Genomic DNA, 19468 nt, shown 5'->3' with positions numbered 1-19468 from the left:
CGCCCCGGCAGCACAGAGAGTGCTGCCGGGGCGGTTTCGTTGCAGAACAGCAGGCGCAGATTAACGCTTGCTGTACTGCGGAGCCTTACGGGCCTTCTTGAGACCGGCCTTCTTGCGCTCGACCGCACGGTCGTCGCGGGAAAGGAAGCCGGCCTTCTTCAGCGCCGGGCGGTTGTTGTCCACGTCCGCCTCGTTCAGCGCACGGGCGACACCGAGGCGCAGGGCACCGGCCTGGCCGGAGACGCCGCCACCCGAGATGCGGGCGATGACGTCGTAGCGACCGTCGAGCTCCAGGAGCTTGAAGGGCTCGTTGACTTCCTGCTGGTGCACCTTGTTGGGGAAGTAGTCCTCAAGGGTGCGACCGTTGATCTTCCACTTGCCGGTGCCCGGAACGATCCGGACGCGGGCGATGGCGTTCTTGCGACGACCCAGGCCGGCGGCCGGCTGGGGGTCACCGAAGCGACCGGCAAGCGACTCGGAGGTGTAGTCGCCCTCGGCGACAACCTCGGACTCGGTGGTGTACTCCTCGACGCCCTCGAACTCTTCGACGGGGGTCTCGGCGGTGGTCTCGGCCACGATGCTCCTCAGAATTTTCTACGTCTTAGGGGGTGGCCGGAACTACTGCGCGACCTGGGTGATCTCGAACGGCACCGGCTGCTGGGCAGCGTGGGGGTGCTGGTCGCCCGAGTAGACCTTCAGCTTCGAGAGCATCTGACGGCCCAGGGTGTTCTTGGGGAGCATGCCCTTGATGGCCTTCTCGACGGCCTTCTCCGGGTTGTTCGCCAGGAGGTCGTCGTAGCGCACCGAACGGAGACCGCCCGGGTAACCCGAGTGGCGGTACGCCATCTTCTGGGTCGCCTTGTTGCCGGACAGGTGAACCTTGTCGGCGTTGACGATGATGACGAAGTCGCCCATGTCCATGTGGGGGGCGTAGGTCGGCTTGTGCTTACCCCGCAGGAGGGCAGCGGCCTGGGTCGCCAGACGGCCGAGGACAACGTCCTGGGCGTCGATGACGAGCCACTGGCGCGAGATGTCGCCGGGCTTGGGGCTGAACGTACGCACGCGTATGCCTTCGCTTCTTCAGTGGTGGTATCCCAAGGGCGCAAGCCCCACGGGAAGGTCCTGACAGGGTCACCACGGACGATCACGACAGCCCTCGTTCGCATCGGGGACGCAACCCGTGCGCGAACTGCTGGTCATCGGTCCGGTGGACCGGCGCAAGGCCTTTCACGTGAGAATGAGAAAGCCAATACGCATAACAAACCAGCAGGATACCCAGCAGACCCTGGACGGGTCAAAACGCGGTCCGCGATGCCGATTCTGCTGGCGTCGCGGCGCACTCCGGTTCGGTCCTGGGTGGGGACCCCGCAGTTGTTACAGGGACCAGGGTAACCCGACCCGGACGCAGCACACGACGCGCCAGCAGGATCGCGAGCCCGCACAGGGTCACCGCGTCCCGAAACGCCCGCCGCTTGCGCTCGGCCTCGGTGGGCCACGGGATGCCCGCTGTCTGGGGCACCAGGGCCACCCAGAACCAAGGGGTGCGCGGCATCGAGCCCTCCCGCACCCCCGACGCCAGCAGCAGCGGCAGCACCACCAACAGGTAGTGGTCGAAGGACGGACGCGACACCAGGAATGCGGCGAGCATCACCATGCAGGCCGTCTCCGCCAGCCGCATCTCCCCCGCGTCCCCGTCGGGCCTCCGCCACCGCGTCCACGCCGCCCACAGCCCGGCCGCGGCCCCCGCGAAGGCCAGCAGCACCGCCACCGGGACCGGCACCCCCAGCCGGGGCAGCACCGCGATCGGCGAGGCGTCCCACGGCAGGGCGTAGGAGTCCTGCCCCTGGAAGAGGAAGGGCAGCGTCTTGGTGAAGAACAGCGTCGGGCTCGGCATCAGCAGCGCCCCGACCAGGGACATCCCCACCGGCACCAGCACCGCCATCGCCAGCCCCCGCCACTGGCGGGCCAGGACGAAGAGCAGCCCGATCGGCACCAGCATGGGCTTGCAGGCGATGGCCAGCCCGACCACCAGCCCGGCCGCGCCCCAGGAACGCCGGTGCGCCAGCAGCAGCGCCACCGGCAGGGCGGCCGCCGAGATCGCCGTCCAGTTGCCGATCAGCACGAGGTTCGCGTACGGCTTGTACAGCAGGGCCAGCAGACCGAGGCCACCGACCGCGAAGCGGGAGCACAGCGGCACGGAGAACAGCCGCAGGGCCGCCCACCAGCCCACCGCGACCAGCCCCGAGACGCCCGCCGGCAACAGCCAGCGCAGCACCTCGCGCGGCAGCAGCGCCTCCGGCACCGCCATGATCACGGCGCTCGGCAGGTAGAGGAAGCGTTTGTCCTCGTACGGGGAGATGCCCGCCATCAGGGCATCGGCGGCCTTGACGACGAAGGCGTTGTCCGATCCCCAGTGGGAGCGCAGGCTCGACGACACGGCGACGGTCAGGAGGACCACGAGGGACGCGACCCGCAGGGAGCGGGGAGCCGGCCTCAGCAGCCAGGCGGTCAACCGGTCCCCCGACTCCGGGCGGTCCCACTTCACGAGCCAGGTGCTAGGCCGCAGCCCCACGACGCCTCCCCCTCGACCGGCGCGGGGGGATGGTCGCCCCTCAGCGCACGCGCTCAACCCGACGTTCGTCCCGGACGGGACCCCGTCCGTCGAACGCGCGGCTTCCCCTCAGCGCTTGCGCTCAACCCGACGTTCGTCCCAGACGGGCTCCTGAGTCTCCCTCACAACACCGTCCGAACCGAAGACCAGGTAACGGTCAAATGTGCGCGCGAACCACCGGTCGTGCGTGACGCACAACACAGTGCCGTCGTAGGACTCCAACCCGTCCTGCAGGGCCTCCGCCGACTCCAGGTCGAGGTTGTCCGTCGGCTCGTCCAGCAGCAGCGCCGTGGTTCCGGCCAGCTCCAGCAGCAGGATCTGGAAGCGCGCCTGCTGGCCTCCCGAGAGCTTCTCGAAGGGCTGGTCGCCCTGGCGCTCCAGCTCGTAGCGGCGCAGCGCGCCCATCGCCTGGCCCAGCGGCTTGGCGGCCTCCGTCCACAGGATGTCGACGAGCGTGCGCCCGAACAGCTCGGGGTGCGCGTGGGTCTGCGCGAAGTGGCCCGGCACCACGCGGGCGCCCAGCTTCCAGGTGCCGGTGTGCTTGACGTCCTCGCCCGCCATCAGGCGCAGGAAGTGCGACTTCCCGGAGCCGTTCGAGCCGAGCACCGCGACCCGCTCCCCGTAGAAGACCTCCAGCGAGAACGGCTTCATCAGCCCGGTGAGCTCCAGGTTCTCCACGGTCAGCGCGCGCACCCCGGTACGACCGCCCTTGAGGCGCATCCGGATGTCCTGCTCCCGCGGCGGCTCCGGCGGCGGGCCGGCGTCCTCGAACTTCTGGAAACGGGTCTGCATCGCCCGGTACCGCGAGGCCATGTCCGGGCTGCTCGCCGCCTGGTTGCGCAGTCGCAGCACCAGCGCCCGCAGCCGGGCGTGCTCCTCGTCCCAGCGCCGCTTGAGCTCCTCGAAGCGGGCGAAACGTTCCTTGCGGGCGTCGTGGTAGGTGCCGAAGCCGGCGCCGTGCACCCAGACGTCGGAGCCGGTCGGGCTCGCCTCCAGGCTGATGATCTTCTCGGCGGCCTGGGTCAGCAGCTCCCGGTCGTGGGAGACGAAGAGCACCGTCTTGCGGGTGGCCTTCAGCTGCTCCTCCAGCCACCGCTTGCCCGGGACGTCCAGGTAGTTGTCCGGCTCGTCGAGCAGCAGGACCTCGTCCGGCCCGCGCAGCAGCGCCTCCAGCACGAGCCGCTTCTGCTCACCGCCCGACAGCGTGCGCACCTCGCGGTACTGGGCGCTGTCGTACGGGATGTCCAGCGCGGCCATCGTGCAGACGTCCCACAGGGTCTCCGCCTCGTAGCCCTGGACATCGGCCCAGTCGCTGAGCGCCTGCGCGTACGCCATCTGCGCGGCCTCGTCGTCGACGGTCAGGATCAGGTGCTCGGCCCGGTCGACGGCCTTGGCCGCCTCCCGGATCCGCGGCTGGGACACCGAGACGAGCAGGTCCCGTACGGTCGTCTCGTCCCGGACCGAGCCCACGAACTGCGACATCACGCCGAGCCCGCCACTGATGGCGACGCCGCCGCCGTGCGGCTGGAGCTCACCGGAGATCAGCTTGAGCAGGGTGGTCTTGCCGGCGCCGTTCGCCCCCACCAGGGCCACCACCGAGCCCTCCCCCACGCGGAAGGAGACGTCGGGGAGCAGGACCCGCCCGTCGGGAAGGTAGTACTCCAGGTGGTTGGCTTCGAGATGTCCCATGCCGGGCATTGTCCCGGTCCCCCCTCGATCCACCCAAACGCACAATCGGATCTCAGCAGCAGCCGGCTCCCGGCAGGGTCCGCAGGTTGCGTGCTTCCTTGCTGCGGGCGGCCAGCAGCTCGTCGGCGGGGTAGCCGACCTCCTCCAGGGTGAGCCCGTGCGGCTTCACGACGTGGACCGAGGAGTCCCGTACGCCGGCGGCCAGCACCTCGCCGGGCCAGGTGACCGGCCGGTGTCCGTCGCCGACGTGCAGCAGGGCGCCCACGAGCGAGCGGACCATGTTGTGGCAGAAGGCGTCGGCGCGGACGGTCGCGGTGACGATGCCGTCGTCGGCCCGCTCCCAGCTGAGCTGCTGGAGCGTACGGATCGTGGTGGCGCCCTCACGCTTCTTGCAGTACGCGGCGAAGTCGTGCTCCCCGAGGAGCGCGGCGGCGGCCTCGTTCATGGCGTCGACGTCCAGCGGCCACTGGTGCCACAGCACGTGCCCGCGGCGCAGCGGGTCCACGCCGGCCCGGTGGTCACCGACCCGGTAGGCGTAGCGGCGCCAGATGGCCGAGAACCGGGCGTTGAAGCCCTCGGGGGCCTCGGCGGCCCGCCAGACCCGTACGTCGTGCGGGAGGCGTCCGGCGAGGCGGCGCAGCAGCTTGTCGTGGTGCTCGGCCCACACCTCCTCGGCCAGGTCGAACTGGGCGACCTGCCCGCGGGCGTGGACGCCCGCGTCGGTGCGGCCGGCGACGGTCAGCTCGACGGGGTCCGCGAGCCGCATCACGGTCCGCAGGGCCGACTCCAGCTCGCCCTGCACGGTCCGCAGCACGCGCTGCTTCGCCCAGCCGGAGAAGTCCTTGCCGTCGTACGACAGGTCCAGCCGCACCCGGACGTGCCCGGGCTCCACCTCGTCACTCACGTGACCGATCCTCTCAGGGGTGTTCCAGGGCTGCGTTCCCGCGCTGCGTTCCCGGGCTGTGTTCCCGGGAAAACGCGGGAACGGGCCCGCCCCGGGAAGGGGGCGGGCCCGTTCAGAGCCGTTCGGCGTGATCCCGGAAGGGGATCAGGCCTCCTTGGTCTCCTCGGCGGCGGGAGCCTCGGTGGCCTCCGCCTCCTTCACGGCGCGCTTGGTGGCGGCCTCGGCCTCACCAGTGGCCTGCTGGGCGACCGTCAGGGCCTCGACCAGCTCGATGACCGCCATCGGGGCGTTGTCGCCACGACGGTTGCCGATCTTGGTGATGCGCGTGTAACCACCGGGGCGGTTCTCGTAGCGCGGGGCGATCTCGGTGAACAGCGTGTGCACGATGCTCTTGTCCGTGATCGTCTGCAGCACCAGGCGACGGTTGTGGATGTCGCCCTTCTTCGCCTTGGTGACCAGACGCTCGGCGTAGGGACGCAGGCGACGGGCCTTGGCCTCGGTGGTGGTGATGCGGCCGTGCTCGAAGAGCGACTTCGCGAGGTTCGCGAGGAGGTGCTTCTCGTGCGCGGCGCTGCCGCCCAGACGGGCACCCTTTGCGGGACGCGGCATGGTGTTACTCCTTCATATCTGCACCGGCCGTGTCAGGTACCGGTGTCAGTTCCCCCGAGGCGGACGCCGCGGGAAAGTCTGTTCTGCGAGCCGAGGCTCAGTACTGCTCGGTCTCGACGAAACCGGCGTCCGCGTCGTCATCGGCGCCGAAGGCGTCGGCGGCGGCGGTCGGGTCGAATCCGGGCGGGCTGTCCTTGAGGGCCAGGCCCATGCCGGCCAGCTTCGCCTTGACCTCGTCGATCGACTTCGCACCGAAGTTGCGGATGTCGAGCAGGTCGGCCTCGGAACGCGCCACGAGCTCACCCACGGAGTGGATGCCCTCGCGCTTGAGGCAGTTGTACGAGCGGACCGTGAGCTCGAGCTCCTCGATCGGCAGCGCCAGATCGGCGGCCAGGGCCGCGTCCGTCGGCGAGGGGCCCATGTCGATGCCCTCGGCGTCGATGTTGAGCTCGCGCGCCAGACCGAACAGCTCGACCAGGGTCTTACCGGCGGACGCCATGGCGTCGCGCGGGCGCATGGCCTGCTTGGTCTCGACGTCGACGATCAGCTTGTCGAAGTCGGTGCGCTGCTCGACTCGGGTCGCCTCGACCTTGTAGGTGACCTTGAGGACCGGGCTGTAGATGGAGTCGATCGGGATGCGACCGATCTCCTGGCCCAGCTGCTTGTTCTGGACGGCGGAGACGTAGCCGCGACCGCGCTCGACGGTCAGCTCCATCTCCAGCTTGCCCTTGCCGTTGAGCGTGGCGAGGACGAGGTCCGGGTTGTGCACCTCGACACCGGCCGGGGGCGCGATGTCGGCAGCGGTGACCAGGCCGGGACCCTGCTTGCGCAGGTACATCACGACCGGCTCGTCGTGCTCCGAGGAGACGACCAGCTGCTTGATGTTGAGGATGATGTCGGTGACGTCTTCCTTGACACCGGGCACGGTGGTGAACTCGTGCAGCACGCCGTCCACGCGGATGCTGGTGACGGCGGCACCCGGGATCGAGGAGAGCAGGGTGCGGCGCAGGGAGTTACCGAGGGTGTAGCCGAAGCCCGGCTCCAGCGGCTCGATCACGAACCGCGAGCGGTACTCGTCGACGACCTCTTCGGTCAGCGAAGGACGCTGAGCGATAAGCATGTCTGTGTTCCTTCATTCGTGGACGCCCACTATTTGACGCCCGACGGTGTGCAGCGTGGCGCTGCGGACTACAAGGGTACGGGCGGTACGTCCCCCGCGAGGGGTTCGTACCGCCCGAACACTCAAAGACGCACAAGTGCGTCCGCCGCGTCAGACGCGGCGGCGCTTCGGCGGACGGCAGCCGTTGTGCGGGGTGGGGGTGACGTCCTGGATCGAGCCGACCTCGAGGCCGGTGGCCTGGAGGGAGCGGATCGCGGTCTCACGGCCGGAGCCGGGACCCTTGACGAAGACGTCGACCTTGCGCATGCCGTGCTCCTGCGCGCGGCGGGCGGCCGACTCGGCGGCCATCTGCGCGGCGAAGGGGGTGGACTTGCGCGAGCCCTTGAAGCCGACGTGGCCGGCGGAGGCCCAGGAGATCACGTTGCCCGAGGGGTCCGTGATCGAGACGATCGTGTTGTTGAACGTGCTCTTGATGTGGGCGTGCCCGTGAGCGACGTTCTTCTTTTCCTTGCGGCGCACCTTCTTGGCAGCGCCCTGACGACCCTTGGGGGGCATCTAAATCTCCTACGGGAGGTGGTCGGTCCTACAGCGCAAGACCGCTGAACAGGACTACTTCTTGCCCGGCTTCTTCTTACCGGCGATCGCGCGACGCGGACCCTTGCGGGTACGGGCGTTCGTGCTGGTGCGCTGACCGTGCACCGGGAGGCCACGACGGTGGCGAATACCCTGGTAGCACTGGATCTCGACCTTGCGGCGGATGTCGGCCTGGATCTCGCGGCGGAGGTCACCCTCGGTGCGGAGGTTGGCGTCCACGTACTCGCGGATCTTGACCAGGTCTTCTTCGGCCAGGTCACGAACGCGGGTGTTCGGGTTCACACCGGTGGCCGCAAGGATTTCCTTGGACCGGGTGCGACCGACACCGAAGACGTAGGTGAGTGCGATCTCCACGCGCTTTTCGCGCGGGATGTCAACACCGGAAACGCGTGCCATTCAATGGCTCCTGTGTGTTCGGGGGTCTTCAGCAGAATCAACCCCGACCGCCGACCACACCTGATGGGTGGTGGTACGTCCGGGTCCCCGGCCCCCGCCGGAGGTACCGCCGGCTCCTGGGAGCTGGGCGGATTCTGCGTATGTACGTTTTCTTACGTCGCGCGAAGAACTGCGGAAGGCAGGTCGGTCGGCGTGCGTCAGCCCTGGCGCTGCTTGTGGCGCAGGTTGTCGCAGATGACCATGACCCGACCGTGACGGCGGATCACCTTGCACTTGTCGCAGATCTTCTTGACGCTCGGCTTGACCTTCATGTGGGTGAGGTTCTCCGGGTCAGTGCCACCACCCGCGCCGGACGTGAATGCCCGGTCGGGAGTGAGGACAAGATCTACTTGTATCGGTAGACGATCCGGCCACGCGTCAGGTCGTACGGGGAGAGCTCCACGACGACCCGGTCATCAGGGAGGATGCGGATGTAGTGCATGCGCATCTTGCCGCTGATGTGCGCGAGGACCTTGTGACCGTTCTGGAGTTCCACCTTGAACATCGCGTTCGGGAGGGACTCGATCACGGTGCCCTCGATTTCGATGGCACCTTGCTTCTTGGCCACGCTTCGCCTTTCGAATCGGCTACCTTGATCGACCTCGTGCGCCATGCAGGCATGGAAGTGCACGAGAGCCGACGAGTCAGTCTACGTCAGGGCACCCAGAAAGACGAATCCGGAAAGTTTGCCCCAGAGTCTAGATCATTAACCGAGGGGGTCCGGCGCCGTGGTGACGCCGTACTCCGCCAGCTTCGCCTTGCCGCAGTCCGGACTGGTCAGGACGATCGGTCCCGCCTCGGTCAGCGCGATGGAGTGCTCCCAGTGCGAGGACCAGGTGCCGTCCGTCGTGATGACCGTCCAGTCGTCCGCCAGTACCTCCGTCTGGGCGGTGCCCAGGGAGACCATCGGCTCGATCGCCAGGCACAGGCCCGGGACGAGCTTGATGCCCTTGCCCCGCTTGCGCGAGACGTAGTTCAGCAGGTGCGGGTCCATGTGCATCTCGGACCCGATGCCGTGGCCGCCGTAGTCCTCGATGATCCCGAACTTGCCGAGGCTGTGCTCACCGGTCGTGGGACGCGGCTGACGCTTGATGTACGTCTCGATCGCCTTCGAGATGTCGACCAGCCGGTTGCCGAGCCTCATCGCCGCGATGCCCGCCCACATCGACTCCTCGGTGACCCGGGACAGCTCGACCAGCTCCGGGGCGTGACCGGTGCCCACGAAGGCCGTGTAGGCCGCGTCACCGTGCCAGCCGTCGATGATGGCGCCCGCGTCGATGGAGATGATGTCGCCGTCCTTGAGGACGGTCTTGTCGTCCGGGATGCCGTGGACGACGACCTCGTTCACCGAGGTGCAGATCGTCGCGGGGAAACCGCCGTAGCCGAGGAAGTTCGACTTGGCGCCGGCGTCCGCGATGACCTTGCGCGCCACCATGTCCAGATCCCTCGTCGTGGAGCCCGGCACCGCGGCCTCACGTGTCGCCGCGTGGATCGCGGCGACGACCAGCCCTGCCTCGCGCATCTTCGCGATCTGCTCGGGGGTCTTGATCTGAACCATGAACGGGCCTTCCACCTTCGAAACCGGGTCTTCTCAACAGTACGGCCGCGATGCCCCAAGGACACCGCGGCCGTAATGCACGACGAACAGCAGGACTACTTCTTCAGGGCTTCCATCGCGCGCTTCGTGACGTCGGCGACCTCACCGAGGGCCGGGATGGTCACCAGCAGGCCCTGGGCCTTGTAGTAGTCGATGATCGGCTCGGTCTGCGTGTGGTAGACCTCCAGCCGGTTGCGGACCGTGGCCTCGGAGTCGTCCTCGCGCTGGTACAGCTCGCCACCGCAGGTGTCGCAGACACCCGCGGACTTCGGCGCCGCGTACGTGACGTGGAAGACGTGCGCGGACTCCTTGCGGCAGATCCGCCGGCCGGCGATCCGCTTCACGACCTCGTCCTCCTCGACCTCCAGGTCGAGAACGGCGTCCAGCTTCATGCCCTCGGACTGCAGCATGGCGTCGAGCGCCTCGGCCTGCGAGACGTTGCGCGGGAATCCGTCGAGCAGGAAGCCGTTCACGGCGTCCGGCTGCTCCATGCGGTCCTTGGCCATACCGATGGTGATCTCGTCGGGGACGAGGTCACCGGCGTCCATGAACGCCTTCGCACGCCGGCCGAGCTCGGTGCCCTGGCTGATGTTGGCCCGGAACAGGTCGCCCGTGGAGATGTGCGGGATGGACAGGTTCTTGGCAAGGAACGCGGCCTGCGTACCCTTGCCCGCACCGGGCGGTCCGACGAGGACGATTCGCATCAGCGGAGGAACCCTTCGTAATTGCGCTGCTGGAGCTGGCTCTCGATCTGCTTCACGGTTTCCAGACCCACACCCACGATGATCAGGATGCTCGTCCCGCCGAACGGGAAGTTCTGGTTCGCCCCGAAGCCCGCCAACGCCATTGTCGGCACAAGAGCGATCAGACCCAGGTACAGCGAGCCGGGCCAGGTGATCCGGTTGAGTACGTAGCTCAGGTACTCGGCGGTCGGCCGGCCGGCGCGGATGCCCGGGATGAAGCCACCATACTTCTTCATGTTGTCGGCAACTTCCTCGGGGTTGAACGAGATCGCCACGTAGAAGAACGCGAAGAAGACGATCAGGAGGAAGTAGACGGCGATGTAGTACGGGTGGTCGCCCTTGACGAAGTGCTTCTGGATCCAGTTGGCCCAGCCCGCGGTCGAACCGCTGAACTGCACCACCAGGGCCGGGATGTACAGCAGCGACGAGGCGAAGATGACGGGGATGATGCCCGCCTGGTTCACCTTGAGCGGGATGTAGGTCGAGGTACCGCCGTAGGCGCGGCGGCCGATCATGCGCTTCGCGTACTGAACCGGAATGCGGCGCTGCGCCTGCTCGACGAAGACGACCAGGCCGACCATCGCGAGACCGACCAACATGACCACGCCGAACTCGACCCAGCCTCCAGCGATCTTGCCCTGGAGCTTGATCGTCCAGAGCGAACCGACGAAGCCGGCGGCGATCGAGATGAACATCAGGATCGACATGCCGTTGCCGATGCCACGGTCCGTGATGAGCTCACCGAGCCACATGACGACACAGGTACCGGCCGTCATGGTGAGCACCATGACGACGGTCGTGAAGATCGAACGGTTGGGAACGATCTGCGAGGCGACCGAGCAGTTCCCGAAAAGGGCTCCGGTACGGGCGGTGGCGACGAGACCTGTGCCCTGAAGGATCGCGAGCGCGACCGTCAAATAGCGCGTGTACTGAGTGATCTTCGCCGTGCCGGACTGACCCTCTTTTTTGAGGGTCTCCAGCTTCGGGATGACCACGGTCAGCAGCTGCAGGATGATGCTCGCCGTGATGTACGGCATGATGCCGAGCGCAAAGATCGTGATCTGCAGCAGCGCGCCGCCGCTGAACATGTTGACCAGACCGAAGAGGCTGTTGCTGCCATTCCCCATCTGGTCGAGACAGATCTGAACGTTCTTGTAGCTCACGCCGGGTACCGGGATGTGGGACCCGAGCCGATACAGCACGATGATGCCGAGCGTGAAGAGCAGCTTCTTGCGCAGGTCGGGCGTCTTGAACGCCCGGGCGAACGCGGTGAGCACGGTGCCTCCTGCGACCCCCGCGCTACTGCGTCAGAGGTGACGGTCTGAGGGATCGACGAATACGTACAAGCAAAGGTGCAGGCCACCTTACCGGCGACTGCGCCCCCCGTGGAACGACCAACCGGGGATGCCCCATATGTGAGGCATCCCCGGTCGGGTTTCTAGCTATTTGTCACTGAGTTTTGTCTTAGACGAGCTCGGTGACGGTGCCGCCGGCAGCAGCGATCTTCTCCTTGGCGGAGGCGGAAACGGCGTCAACCGAAACCTGCAGCGCCACGGAGAGCTCGCCCTGGCCCAGGACCTTGACGAGGCTGTTCTTGCGAACCGCGCCCTTGGCGACCAGGTCGGCCACCGTGACTTCTCCACCCTCGGGGTAGAGAGCGCCGAGCTTGTCCAGGTTCACGACCTGGAACTCGGTGCGGAACGGGTTCTTGAAGCCCTTGAGCTTCGGCAGACGCATGTGGAGGGGCATCTGCCCGCCCTCGAAGCGCTGCGGGATCTGGTAACGGGCCTTCTGGCCCTTCGTACCACGACCGGCCGTCTTACCCTTCGACGCCTCACCACGACCGACACGGGTCTTCGCGGTCTTGGCGCCGGGGGCGGGACGGAGGTTGTGGGCCTTCAGCGGGCTGTTCTCAGCCATGTTAGTCAACCTCCTCAACCGTCACGAGGTGGCGGACGGTCTGCACCATTCCGCGGAACTCGGGGCGGTCCTCCTTGACGACCACGTCGTTCAGGCGCTTGAGCCCGAGCGAACGCAGAGTGTCGCGGTGGTTCTGCTTGCTGCCGATGTACGACTTCGTCTGCGTGATCTTGAGGCGAGCCATTACGCACCCGCCCCGGCACGTGCACGAAGCAGAGCCGCGGGGGCGACGTCCTCGAGGGGCAGACCACGGCGAGCCGCGATCTCCTCGGGACGCTGCAGGCCCTTGAGGGCCGCCACGGTCGCGTGCACGATGTTGATCGCGTTCGAAGAGCCGAGCGACTTCGACAGGATGTCGTGAACGCCGGCGCACTCCAGAACGGCGCGCACCGGACCACCGGCGATAACACCGGTACCGGGGGAAGCCGGCTTCAGGAGCACGACGCCCGCGGCACGCTCGCCCGTGATCGGGTGAGGGATGGTGCCCTGGATGCGCGGAACCTTGAAGAAGGACTTCTTGGCTTCCTCGACACCCTTGGCGATGGCCGCGGGAACTTCCTTGGCCTTGCCGTAACCGACACCTACAGTGCCGTCACCGTCGCCCACCACGACCAGCGCGGTGAAGCTGAAGCGGCGACCACCCTTGACAACCTTGGCGACGCGGTTGATCGCGACAACGCGCTCAACGTAAGCGGTCTTCTCGGCGGCAGGGCCACCGTCGCGACCCTTCCGGTCCCGCCGCTCGCCGCCACCGGCACCGCTTCCGCGGCGCTGGGGTCCAGCCATTGGATTACCTCTCTCTGTTACGTCCGTGAGTCCCGGAACCGGGGCTTAGAACTTCAGCCCGGCTTCGCGGGCGGCGTCAGCCAGAGCGGCAATGCGCCCGGCGTATCGGTTGCCACCGCGGTCGAAGACAACGGTCTCCACGCCGGCAGCCTTCGCACGCTCGGCCACGAGCGCGCCGACGGCCTGGGCCTGGGCGCTCTTGTCGCCTTCGCCACCGCGGATCGAGGTGTCCAGGGTCGACGCGGACGCCAGGGTGTGACCCTGGAGGTCGTCGATGACCTGAGCAACGATGTTGCGGTTGGAACGCGTCACGACGAGGCGCGGACGCTCCGCCGTACCCGACACGTTCTTGCGAATGCGGATGTGGCGGCGAGCCTTGGCAGCGCGCTTGTACGCGTCGCCCTTGGCGATCTTCACACCGTATGCCATGGCTACTTACCAGCCTTTCCGACCTTGCGGCGGATGACTTCGCCGGCGTACTTGACACCCTTGGCCTTGTACGGGTCGGGCTTCCGCAGCTTGCGGATGTTGGCGGCGACCTCGCCGACCTTCTGCTTGTCGATGCCCTCGACCGAGAACTTGGTGGGCGACTCGACCTTGAAGGAGATGCCCTCGGGCGCCTCGATCAGGATCGGGTGGCTGTAACCAAGCTGGAACTCCAGGTTGGAGCCCTTCGCGGCGACGCGGTAACCGACACCGCTGATCTCGAGAGCCTTGACGTATCCCGTGGTCACGCCGGTGATCATGTTCGCCACCAGCGTGCGGGACAGGCCGTGCAGGGCCTTGTTCTGACGCTCGTCGTTGGGGCGGGTGACGTTCAGAACGCCGTCCTCACCCTTGACGATCTCGATCGGCGCCTTGACGGTGTGCGCGAGGGTGCCCTTGGGGCCCTTCACTGCGACCGTCTGGCCGTCGATGGTGACGTCCACACCGGCGGGAACCTGGATGGGGAGCTTGCCGATTCGCGACATTGCTTTTCCTCCGTTCCCGACTACCAGACGTAGGCGAGGACTTCCCCACCTACGCCCTTCTTGCCTGCCTGCTGGCCGGTGAGGAGACCGTGGGACGTGGAGATGATCGCCACGCCCAGGCCGCCGAGCACCTTCGGCAGGTTGGTGGACTTCGCGTACACGCGCAGACCGGGCTTCGAGATCCGCTTGATGCCCGCAATGGAGCGCTCGCGGTTCGGCCCGAACTTCAGCTCGAGGACGAGGTTCTTGCCGACCTCGGCGTCCTCGACCTTCCAGCCGGTGATGAAACCCTCCTGCTTGAGGATCTCTGCGATGTGCGACTTGATCTTGCTGTGCGGCATCACGACGGTGTCGTGGTACGCCGAGTTAGCGTTACGCAGACGCGTGAGCATGTCTGCGATCGGGTCAGTCATGGTCATGAAGTGGCCTTCGGCCTCTCTCGCCGGGGTTTCCTGTATGCGCCATCCCTCTCCCCACTCAGAGGCGGGACGGGTGCGGCGCGGGGACCTACGGCGTAGTAAGTCGTTATGAGCGGCGGACGCCCAACCACACAAGCCTAAGGCATGCGCGGGTGGGCATCCGCCGACCAGATGCTTACCGAGAGTGCCTGGTACTTCTCAAGTCCTTACGGACGAGAGGGAGTTACCAGGAGCTCTTGGTCACGCCCGGCAGCTCGCCACGGTGAGCCATCTCACGAAGGCACACGCGGCACAGGCCGAACTTGCGGTACACGGAGTGGGGGCGACCGCAGCGCTGGCAGCGGGTGTACGCACGCACACCGAACTTGGGCTTGCGGGCAGCCTTCGCGATGAGAGCCTTCTTCGCCATCTCGCTTACGCCTCCTTGAAGGGGAAGCCGAGGTGACGAAGGAGCGCGCGGCCCTCAGCGTCGTTGGTCGCCGTGGTGACCACGGTGATGTCCATACCCCGGGTACGGTCGATCTTGTCCTGGTCGATCTCGTGGAACATGACCTGCTCCGTGAGACCGAAGGTGTAGTTGCCACGGCCGTCGAACTGCTTCGGCGACAGACCACGGAAGTCACGGATACGCGGCAGCGCGAGCGACAGCGTACGGTCCAGGAACTCCCACATGCGGTCACCACGGAGGGTGACGTGGCAGCCGATCGGCTGACCCTCACGCAGCTTGAACTGCGCGATGGACTTCCGGGCCTTCGTGACGGCCGGCTTCTGACCGGTGATCGTCGTCAGGTCCTTGATGGCGCCGTCGATCAGCTTGGAGTCGCGGGCGGCGTCGCCCACACCCATGTTGACCACGATCTTCACGAGGCCGGGGATCTGCATGACGTTCTCGTAGGAGAACTCCTCACGCAGCTTGCCCGCGATGTCCTCGCGGTACTTCGTCTTGAGACGCGGAGTGGTAGCCATCAGATGTCCTCACCCGTCCGCTTGGCAACGCGGATCTTGTTGCCCTCGTCGTCGAAGCGGTAGCCGACGCGGGTGACGACCTTCTTGCCGTCCTTCTCCACAACCAGCTGAACGTTGCTCACGTGGACCGGGGCCTCGGTGATGACGATGCCGCCGGCCTGGTTCTGCGCAGCCTTGGTGTGCTTCTTGACCCGGTTGACACCCTCGACCAGGACACGGTTGTCAGCGGGGAAGGCGACGATGACCTTGCCCTGCTTGCCCTTGTCCTTACCGGTGATGACCTGTACCAGGTCGCCCTTCTTGATCTTCATGCTTACAGCACCTCCGGCGCGAGCGAGATGATCTTCATGAACTTCTTCTCGCGCAGCTCACGGCCGACGGGGCCGAAGATACGGGTGCCGCGAGGGTCGCCGTCGTTCTTCAGAATGACGGCGGCGTTCTCGTCGAAGCGGATGTACGAGCCGTCCTGGCGGCGGCGCTCCTTGACGGTGCGAACGATGACAGCCTTGACGACGTCACCCTTCTTCACGTTGCCGCCGGGGATCGCGTCCTTGACGGTGGCGACGATGACGTCACCGACGCCCGCGTAGCGGCGACCGGAGCCACCGAGAACACGGATGCAAAGGATCTCCTTGGCACCAGTGTTGTCGGCGACACGCAGTCGCGACTCCTGCTGGATCACGTGTATCTCCTGTTTGTCTGCCGGTTCCCGGCGGGGGCTTCACGCTCCGAAGAGCGCTCGCCCCCACCGAGCCTGGCGGAACGAATCCGGGGGAAACCCCCCGGACTGATTACTTGGCCTTCTCGAGGATCTCGACGATGCGCCAGCGCTTGCTCGCCGACAGCGGACGCGTCTCCATGATGAGGACGCGGTCGCCGACGCCGGCAGCGTTCTGCTCGTCGTGAGCCTTGAGCTTGTTGGTACGGCGGATGACCTTGCCGTACAGCGCGTGCTTGACGCGGTCCTCGACAGCGACGACGACGGTCTTGTCCATCTTGTCGCTGACGACCAGACCCTCACGGGTCTTGCGGAAACCGCGCTGCTCGGTGGTCTCAGTCACGTTCTTCTCGCTCATCAGGCGCTCTCCACCGTCTCGATACCGAGCTCACGCTCGTGCATCAGGGTGTAGATGCGAGCGATGTCCTTACGGACGGACTTGAGCCGGCCGTTGTTCTCCAGCTGACCCGTGGCCGCCTGGAAGCGGAGCTTGAACAGCTCCTCCTTGGCCTCGCGCAGCTTGCCAACGAGCTCCTCGTTGCCGAGCTCACGCAGCTCGGACGCCTTGGTTCCCGTCGCCATCACGACTCACCTGCCTCGCGCCGAACAATCCGGCACTTCATCGGAAGCTTGTGAGCAGCGCGGGTGAGCGCCTCACGAGCAATCTTCTCGTTCGGGTAGGACAGCTCGAACATGACCCGGCCCGGGTGCACGTTCGCGATCCACCACTCGGGAGAACCCTTACCGGAACCCATGCGGGTCTCGGCAGGCTTCTTGGTGAGCGGGCGGTCCGGGTAAATGTTGATCCAGACCTTGCCGCCACGCTTGATGTGGCGGGTCATCGCGATACGAGCCGCCTCGATCTGGCGGTTCGTCACGTACGCCGGGGTCAGCGCCTGGATGCCGTACTCGCCGAACGAGACCTCAGTACCGCCCTTGGCCATACCGCGGCGCTTCGGGTGGTGCTGCTTGCGGTGCTTGACCCTACGAGGGATCAGCATGTCGGTCAGGCCTCCGTTCCGGTGCTCTCGGCCGGAGCGGCGGCGGGAGCGTCGGCCTTGGGGGCCTCGGCACCAGCAGCCTGCTGCGGCTTGCGGCCACCACGGCCGCCGCGCTCGCCACCACGGCCACCACGGCCGGCGGGACGGTCGCCAGCGCCCTGAGCACCACGGGCCGGGCGGTTACCCGCACGGGCCGCAGCGTTCTCGGCGCGAACCTCGGCGATGTTCTTGACGTCGCCCTTGTAGATCCAGACCTTCACACCGATACGGCCGAAGGTGGTCTTGGCCTCGAAGAAGCCGTAGTCCACGTTCGCGCGCAGCGTGTGCAGCGGCACACGACCCTCGCGGTAGAACTCGGAGCGGGACATCTCGGCGCCGCCGAGGCGACCGCCACACTGGATCTTGATGCCCTTGGCGCCGGCCTTCATCGTGCCCTGCATGCTCTTACGCATGGCGCGACGGAAGGAGACGCGGGAGGAGAGCTGCTCGGCAACGGCCTGGGCAACCAGCTGAGCGTCGAGCTCGGGGTTCTTGACCTCGAGGATGTTCAGCTGGACCTGCTTGCCCGTGAGCTTCTCGAGGTCACCGCGGATGCGGTCGGCCTCGGCGCCACGGCGACCGATGACGATGCCCGGACGAGCGGTGTGGATGTCCACACGCACGCGGTCACGGGTGCGCTCGATCTCAACCTTCGAGATGCCGGCGCGCTCCATGCCGGACGTCATCATCCTGCGGATGGCGACGTCTTCCTTGACGTAGTCCTTGTACAGCTTGTCGGCGTACCAACGCGACTTGAAGTCGGTGGTGATGCCGAGCCGGAACCCGTGCGGGTTTACCTTCTGGCCCATTACCGGGAACCTTCCTTGCTGCTGACGACCACGGTGATGTGGCTGGTCCGCTTGCGGATCCGGTAGGCACGGCCCTGGGCACGCGGACGGAACCGCTTCAGGGTCGGGCCCTCGTCCACGTACGCCTCGCTGATGACCAGCGTGGAGGCGTCCGGGTGGTTGTAGTTGTGTGCGGCGTTGGCGATGGCGCTGTCGAGCACCTTGCCAACCGGCACGCTCGCGGCCTGCGGGGCGAAACGCAGGACCGCCTGAGCCTCCGTGGCATCCATGCCACGGATAAGGTCCACCACTCGGCGGGCCTTCATGGGCGTGACGCGGATGTACCGCGCCTGGGCCCTGGCTTCCATGGTTGTCCCTTCGGTGTAAGTCATAGTCGTAACCACCCCGCCTTTAGCGGCGCTTCGACTTCCGGTCGTCCTTGACGTGGCCGCGGAAGGTGCGAGTCGGCGAGAACTCGCCGAGCTTGTGGCCGACCATCGACTCGGTGACGAACACCGGGACGTGGGTCTTGCCGTTGTGCACCGCGATGGTGTGACCCAGCATGCTGGGGATGATCATCGAGCGACGGGACCAGGTCTTGATGACGTTCTTGGTGCCGGCTTCGTTCTGGACGTCCACCTTCTTTACGAGGTGGTCGTCGACGAAGGGCCCCTTCTTGAGACTGCGCGGCATCTAAACCCGCTCCTAGCGCTTCTTGTTCGTCTTGCGGCGGCGGACGATGTACTTGCTCGAAGCCTTCTTCGGCGAGCGAGTACGACCCTCCTTCTGACCCCACGGGGAGACCGGGTGGCGACCACCACTGGTCTTGCCCTCACCACCACCGTGCGGGTGGTCAACCGGGTTCATCGCGACACCGCGGACGGACGGGCGAACGCCCTTCCAGCGCATACGGCCGGCCTTGCCCCAGTTGATGTTCGACTGCTCGGCGTTGCCGACCTCGCCGACCGTGGCGCGGCAGCGGGCGTCGACGAGACGGATCTCGCCGGACGGCATGCGGAGGTGGGCCATGACGCCCTCCTTCGCAAGCAGCTGCACGGACGCACCGGCGGAGCGGGCGAACTTCGCACCGCCGCCGGGACGCAGCTCGATGGCGTGGATGGTCGTACCAACCGGGATGTTGCGCAGAGCCAGGTTGTTGCCCGGCTTGATGTCGGCCGTGGGGCCGTTCTCAATCCGGTCGCCCTGCTGCAGACCGCGCGGCGCGATGATGTAGCGCTTCTCGCCGTCGGCGTAGTGCAGCAGCGCGATGCGCGCGGTGCGGTTGGGGTCGTACTCGATGTGCGCGACCTTGGCCGGCACGCCGTCCTTGTCGTGACGACGGAAGTCGATCACGCGGTAGGCGCGCTTGTGACCGCCACCCTGGTGGCGAACAGTGATCCGACCGGTGTTGTTACGGCCGCCCTTGCTGTGCAGCGGGCGAACCAGCGACTTCTCCGGCGTGGACCGCGTGATCTCGACAAAGTCGGCGACGCTGGAGCCACGACGGCCCGGGGTCGTCGGCTTGTACTTGCGGATACCCATTTCTCAGTCCTCGTCC

General features: G+C 66.7%; 31 protein-coding genes. All 31 read right to left on the bottom strand.

Annotated features, from left to right (window positions below; all coding sequences use genetic code 11):
• Positions 1 to 60: 60 nt before the first annotated feature.
• Positions 61 to 576 (bottom strand): 30S ribosomal protein S9, encoded by a 516-nt coding sequence (rpsI, locus tag NOD94_RS03865; RefSeq protein WP_281204242.1) that lies wholly within the window; start codon positions 574 to 576, stop codon positions 61 to 63.
• A gap of 42 nt (positions 577 to 618) precedes the next feature.
• Positions 619 to 1062, bottom strand: a complete 444-nt coding sequence (gene rplM, locus NOD94_RS03860; protein WP_073912858.1) for a 50S ribosomal protein L13 — start codon at positions 1060 to 1062, stop codon at positions 619 to 621.
• Positions 1063 to 1294: 232 nt separating this feature from the next.
• Positions 1295 to 2572, bottom strand: coding sequence for a glycosyltransferase family 87 protein (locus tag NOD94_RS03855; RefSeq protein WP_281204241.1), 1278 nt, complete (start codon positions 2570 to 2572; stop codon positions 1295 to 1297).
• Between the two features lie 108 nt (positions 2573 to 2680).
• Positions 2681 to 4309, bottom strand: a complete 1629-nt coding sequence (locus tag NOD94_RS03850) for an ATP-binding cassette domain-containing protein (RefSeq protein WP_281204240.1) — start codon at positions 4307 to 4309, stop codon at positions 2681 to 2683.
• Between the two features lie 43 nt (positions 4310 to 4352).
• The gene (gene truA, locus NOD94_RS03845; protein ID WP_281204239.1) at positions 4353 to 5204 is read right to left on the bottom strand and encodes a tRNA pseudouridine(38-40) synthase TruA; all 852 of its coding nucleotides are present in this window, start codon (positions 5202 to 5204) and stop codon (positions 4353 to 4355) included.
• A 144-nt stretch (positions 5205 to 5348) separates the two neighbouring features.
• Entirely contained in the window at positions 5349 to 5813 is a 465-nt protein-coding gene (gene rplQ, locus NOD94_RS03840) for a 50S ribosomal protein L17 (RefSeq protein WP_281204238.1), read from the bottom strand.
• Between the two features lie 97 nt (positions 5814 to 5910).
• On the bottom strand, positions 5911 to 6933 hold the full coding sequence (locus NOD94_RS03835; RefSeq protein WP_008739666.1) for a DNA-directed RNA polymerase subunit alpha: 1023 nt from the start codon (positions 6931 to 6933) through the stop codon (positions 5911 to 5913).
• A 150-nt stretch (positions 6934 to 7083) separates the two neighbouring features.
• Positions 7084 to 7488 carry a 30S ribosomal protein S11 gene (gene rpsK / locus NOD94_RS03830; protein ID WP_003956432.1) on the bottom strand — a complete coding sequence of 135 codons (405 nt, stop codon included), beginning with the start codon at positions 7486 to 7488 and terminating at the stop codon, positions 7084 to 7086.
• A gap of 54 nt (positions 7489 to 7542) precedes the next feature.
• Positions 7543 to 7923: a 30S ribosomal protein S13 gene (rpsM, locus tag NOD94_RS03825; RefSeq protein ID WP_150518306.1), complete on the bottom strand. Its 381-nt coding sequence runs from the start codon at positions 7921 to 7923 to the stop codon at positions 7543 to 7545.
• Between the two features lie 197 nt (positions 7924 to 8120).
• Positions 8121 to 8234 carry a 50S ribosomal protein L36 gene (gene rpmJ, locus NOD94_RS03820; protein WP_003956441.1) on the bottom strand — a complete coding sequence of 38 codons (114 nt, stop codon included), beginning with the start codon at positions 8232 to 8234 and terminating at the stop codon, positions 8121 to 8123.
• A gap of 74 nt (positions 8235 to 8308) precedes the next feature.
• Entirely contained in the window at positions 8309 to 8530 is a 222-nt protein-coding gene (infA, locus tag NOD94_RS03815; protein WP_003956442.1) for a translation initiation factor IF-1, read from the bottom strand.
• Between the two features lie 138 nt (positions 8531 to 8668).
• Complete coding sequence (gene map / locus NOD94_RS03810) at positions 8669 to 9520, bottom strand: type I methionyl aminopeptidase (protein ID WP_281204237.1); 852 nt, start codon at positions 9518 to 9520, stop codon at positions 8669 to 8671.
• 95 nt (positions 9521 to 9615) lie between these two features.
• On the bottom strand, positions 9616 to 10263 hold the full coding sequence (locus NOD94_RS03805) for an adenylate kinase (RefSeq protein ID WP_281204236.1): 648 nt from the start codon (positions 10261 to 10263) through the stop codon (positions 9616 to 9618).
• Complete coding sequence (secY, locus tag NOD94_RS03800) at positions 10263 to 11579, bottom strand: preprotein translocase subunit SecY (RefSeq protein WP_281204235.1); 1317 nt, start codon at positions 11577 to 11579, stop codon at positions 10263 to 10265. Before secY ends, NOD94_RS03805 begins: the two co-directional genes overlap by 1 nt.
• Positions 11580 to 11766: 187 nt before the next feature.
• The gene (gene rplO / locus NOD94_RS03795) at positions 11767 to 12222 is read right to left on the bottom strand and encodes a 50S ribosomal protein L15 (protein ID WP_008739693.1); all 456 of its coding nucleotides are present in this window, start codon (positions 12220 to 12222) and stop codon (positions 11767 to 11769) included.
• Position 12223: 1 nt separating this feature from the next.
• Positions 12224 to 12406 carry a 50S ribosomal protein L30 gene (gene rpmD, locus NOD94_RS03790; protein WP_053682614.1) on the bottom strand — a complete coding sequence of 61 codons (183 nt, stop codon included), beginning with the start codon at positions 12404 to 12406 and terminating at the stop codon, positions 12224 to 12226.
• Entirely contained in the window at positions 12406 to 13008 is a 603-nt protein-coding gene (rpsE, locus tag NOD94_RS03785; protein WP_073912880.1) for a 30S ribosomal protein S5, read from the bottom strand. Before rpsE ends, rpmD begins: the two co-directional genes overlap by 1 nt.
• A gap of 45 nt (positions 13009 to 13053) precedes the next feature.
• Positions 13054 to 13437 carry a 50S ribosomal protein L18 gene (rplR, locus tag NOD94_RS03780; RefSeq protein ID WP_008739696.1) on the bottom strand — a complete coding sequence of 128 codons (384 nt, stop codon included), beginning with the start codon at positions 13435 to 13437 and terminating at the stop codon, positions 13054 to 13056.
• A 2-nt stretch (positions 13438 to 13439) separates the two neighbouring features.
• The gene (rplF, locus tag NOD94_RS03775) at positions 13440 to 13979 is read right to left on the bottom strand and encodes a 50S ribosomal protein L6 (RefSeq protein ID WP_281204234.1); all 540 of its coding nucleotides are present in this window, start codon (positions 13977 to 13979) and stop codon (positions 13440 to 13442) included.
• Between the two features lie 20 nt (positions 13980 to 13999).
• Positions 14000 to 14398, bottom strand: coding sequence for a 30S ribosomal protein S8 (gene rpsH, locus NOD94_RS03770; RefSeq protein ID WP_007265911.1), 399 nt, complete (start codon positions 14396 to 14398; stop codon positions 14000 to 14002).
• Between the two features lie 223 nt (positions 14399 to 14621).
• Positions 14622 to 14807 carry a type Z 30S ribosomal protein S14 gene (locus NOD94_RS03765; RefSeq protein ID WP_003956452.1) on the bottom strand — a complete coding sequence of 62 codons (186 nt, stop codon included), beginning with the start codon at positions 14805 to 14807 and terminating at the stop codon, positions 14622 to 14624.
• A gap of 5 nt (positions 14808 to 14812) precedes the next feature.
• Complete coding sequence (rplE, locus tag NOD94_RS03760; RefSeq protein WP_030008469.1) at positions 14813 to 15364, bottom strand: 50S ribosomal protein L5; 552 nt, start codon at positions 15362 to 15364, stop codon at positions 14813 to 14815.
• Entirely contained in the window at positions 15364 to 15675 is a 312-nt protein-coding gene (gene rplX / locus NOD94_RS03755) for a 50S ribosomal protein L24 (RefSeq protein WP_030008468.1), read from the bottom strand. The genes rplE and rplX overlap by 1 nt, the downstream gene beginning before the upstream one ends.
• Before the next feature lie 2 nt (positions 15676 to 15677).
• Complete coding sequence (gene rplN, locus NOD94_RS03750) at positions 15678 to 16046, bottom strand: 50S ribosomal protein L14 (RefSeq protein ID WP_053682618.1); 369 nt, start codon at positions 16044 to 16046, stop codon at positions 15678 to 15680.
• A gap of 109 nt (positions 16047 to 16155) precedes the next feature.
• Positions 16156 to 16440, bottom strand: a complete 285-nt coding sequence (gene rpsQ, locus NOD94_RS03745; protein ID WP_008739702.1) for a 30S ribosomal protein S17 — start codon at positions 16438 to 16440, stop codon at positions 16156 to 16158.
• Entirely contained in the window at positions 16440 to 16664 is a 225-nt protein-coding gene (gene rpmC / locus NOD94_RS03740; RefSeq protein WP_008739703.1) for a 50S ribosomal protein L29, read from the bottom strand. Before rpmC ends, rpsQ begins: the two co-directional genes overlap by 1 nt.
• Positions 16664 to 17083 (bottom strand): 50S ribosomal protein L16, encoded by a 420-nt coding sequence (gene rplP, locus NOD94_RS03735; RefSeq protein ID WP_030026326.1) that lies wholly within the window; start codon positions 17081 to 17083, stop codon positions 16664 to 16666. The genes rpmC and rplP overlap by 1 nt, the downstream gene beginning before the upstream one ends.
• A 5-nt stretch (positions 17084 to 17088) precedes the next feature.
• The gene (gene rpsC, locus NOD94_RS03730) at positions 17089 to 17931 is read right to left on the bottom strand and encodes a 30S ribosomal protein S3 (protein WP_008739710.1); all 843 of its coding nucleotides are present in this window, start codon (positions 17929 to 17931) and stop codon (positions 17089 to 17091) included.
• A complete protein-coding gene (rplV, locus tag NOD94_RS03725) occupies positions 17931 to 18278 on the bottom strand; it encodes a 50S ribosomal protein L22 (RefSeq protein WP_007265904.1) in 348 nt (115 codons plus the stop codon). The genes rpsC and rplV overlap by 1 nt, the downstream gene beginning before the upstream one ends.
• A gap of 43 nt (positions 18279 to 18321) precedes the next feature.
• Positions 18322 to 18603: a 30S ribosomal protein S19 gene (gene rpsS / locus NOD94_RS03720; protein WP_008739713.1), complete on the bottom strand. Its 282-nt coding sequence runs from the start codon at positions 18601 to 18603 to the stop codon at positions 18322 to 18324.
• A 12-nt stretch (positions 18604 to 18615) separates the two neighbouring features.
• Positions 18616 to 19452, bottom strand: coding sequence for a 50S ribosomal protein L2 (gene rplB / locus NOD94_RS03715; RefSeq protein ID WP_030388860.1), 837 nt, complete (start codon positions 19450 to 19452; stop codon positions 18616 to 18618).
• Between the last annotated feature and the right edge of the window lie 16 nt (positions 19453 to 19468).

The organism is Streptomyces sp. Isolate_45 (assembly GCF_024721315.2).
GTDB lineage: Bacteria > Actinomycetota > Actinomycetes > Streptomycetales > Streptomycetaceae > Streptomyces.
The sequence above is the reverse complement of the archived record's forward strand: the minus strand, read 5'-3'. Positions and strand labels throughout refer to the sequence as shown.

Bases quoted from the DNA above. Each gene is read 5' to 3' on its own strand.
- rpsK (WP_003956432.1), bottom strand. From the start codon at position 7,488: ATGCCCCCCAAGGGTCGTCAGGGCGCTGCCAAGAAGGTGCGCCGCAAG.
- rpsQ (WP_008739702.1), bottom strand. From the start codon at position 16,440: ATGAGCGAGAAGAACGTGACTGAGACCACCGAGCAGCGCGGTTTCCGC.
- rplR (WP_008739696.1), bottom strand. From the start codon at position 13,437: ATGGCATACGGTGTGAAGATCGCCAAGGGCGACGCGTACAAGCGCGCT.
- rpsH (WP_007265911.1), bottom strand. From the start codon at position 14,398: ATGACCATGACTGACCCGATCGCAGACATGCTCACGCGTCTGCGTAAC.
- NOD94_RS03765 (WP_003956452.1), bottom strand. From the start codon at position 14,807: ATGGCGAAGAAGGCTCTCATCGCGAAGGCTGCCCGCAAGCCCAAGTTC.
- NOD94_RS03805 (WP_281204236.1), bottom strand. From the start codon at position 10,263: ATGCGAATCGTCCTCGTCGGACCGCCCGGTGCGGGCAAGGGTACGCAG.
- rpsC (WP_008739710.1), bottom strand. From the start codon at position 17,931: ATGGGCCAGAAGGTAAACCCGCACGGGTTCCGGCTCGGCATCACCACC.
- rplQ (WP_281204238.1), bottom strand. From the start codon at position 5,813: ATGCCGCGTCCCGCAAAGGGTGCCCGTCTGGGCGGCAGCGCCGCGCAC.
- rplX (WP_030008468.1), bottom strand. From the start codon at position 15,675: ATGAAGATCAAGAAGGGCGACCTGGTACAGGTCATCACCGGTAAGGAC.
- rpsE (WP_073912880.1), bottom strand. From the start codon at position 13,008: ATGGCTGGACCCCAGCGCCGCGGAAGCGGTGCCGGTGGCGGCGAGCGG.
- rpmJ (WP_003956441.1), bottom strand. From the start codon at position 8,234: ATGAAGGTCAAGCCGAGCGTCAAGAAGATCTGCGACAAGTGCAAGGTG.
- NOD94_RS03850 (WP_281204240.1), bottom strand. From the start codon at position 4,309: ATGCCCGGCATGGGACATCTCGAAGCCAACCACCTGGAGTACTACCTT.
- rpsS (WP_008739713.1), bottom strand. From the start codon at position 18,603: ATGCCGCGCAGTCTCAAGAAGGGGCCCTTCGTCGACGACCACCTCGTA.
- rplE (WP_030008469.1), bottom strand. From the start codon at position 15,364: ATGGCTACCACTCCGCGTCTCAAGACGAAGTACCGCGAGGACATCGCG.
- rplV (WP_007265904.1), bottom strand. From the start codon at position 18,278: ATGGAAGCCAGGGCCCAGGCGCGGTACATCCGCGTCACGCCCATGAAG.
- rplF (WP_281204234.1), bottom strand. From the start codon at position 13,979: ATGTCGCGAATCGGCAAGCTCCCCATCCAGGTTCCCGCCGGTGTGGAC.
- rpmD (WP_053682614.1), bottom strand. From the start codon at position 12,406: ATGGCTCGCCTCAAGATCACGCAGACGAAGTCGTACATCGGCAGCAAG.
- rpmC (WP_008739703.1), bottom strand. From the start codon at position 16,664: ATGGCGACGGGAACCAAGGCGTCCGAGCTGCGTGAGCTCGGCAACGAG.
- rpsM (WP_150518306.1), bottom strand. From the start codon at position 7,923: ATGGCACGCGTTTCCGGTGTTGACATCCCGCGCGAAAAGCGCGTGGAG.
- rplB (WP_030388860.1), bottom strand. From the start codon at position 19,452: ATGGGTATCCGCAAGTACAAGCCGACGACCCCGGGCCGTCGTGGCTCC.
- NOD94_RS03835 (WP_008739666.1), bottom strand. From the start codon at position 6,933: ATGCTTATCGCTCAGCGTCCTTCGCTGACCGAAGAGGTCGTCGACGAG.
- rplO (WP_008739693.1), bottom strand. From the start codon at position 12,222: ATGGCTGAGAACAGCCCGCTGAAGGCCCACAACCTCCGTCCCGCCCCC.
- rplP (WP_030026326.1), bottom strand. From the start codon at position 17,083: ATGCTGATCCCTCGTAGGGTCAAGCACCGCAAGCAGCACCACCCGAAG.
- map (WP_281204237.1), bottom strand. From the start codon at position 9,520: ATGGTTCAGATCAAGACCCCCGAGCAGATCGCGAAGATGCGCGAGGCA.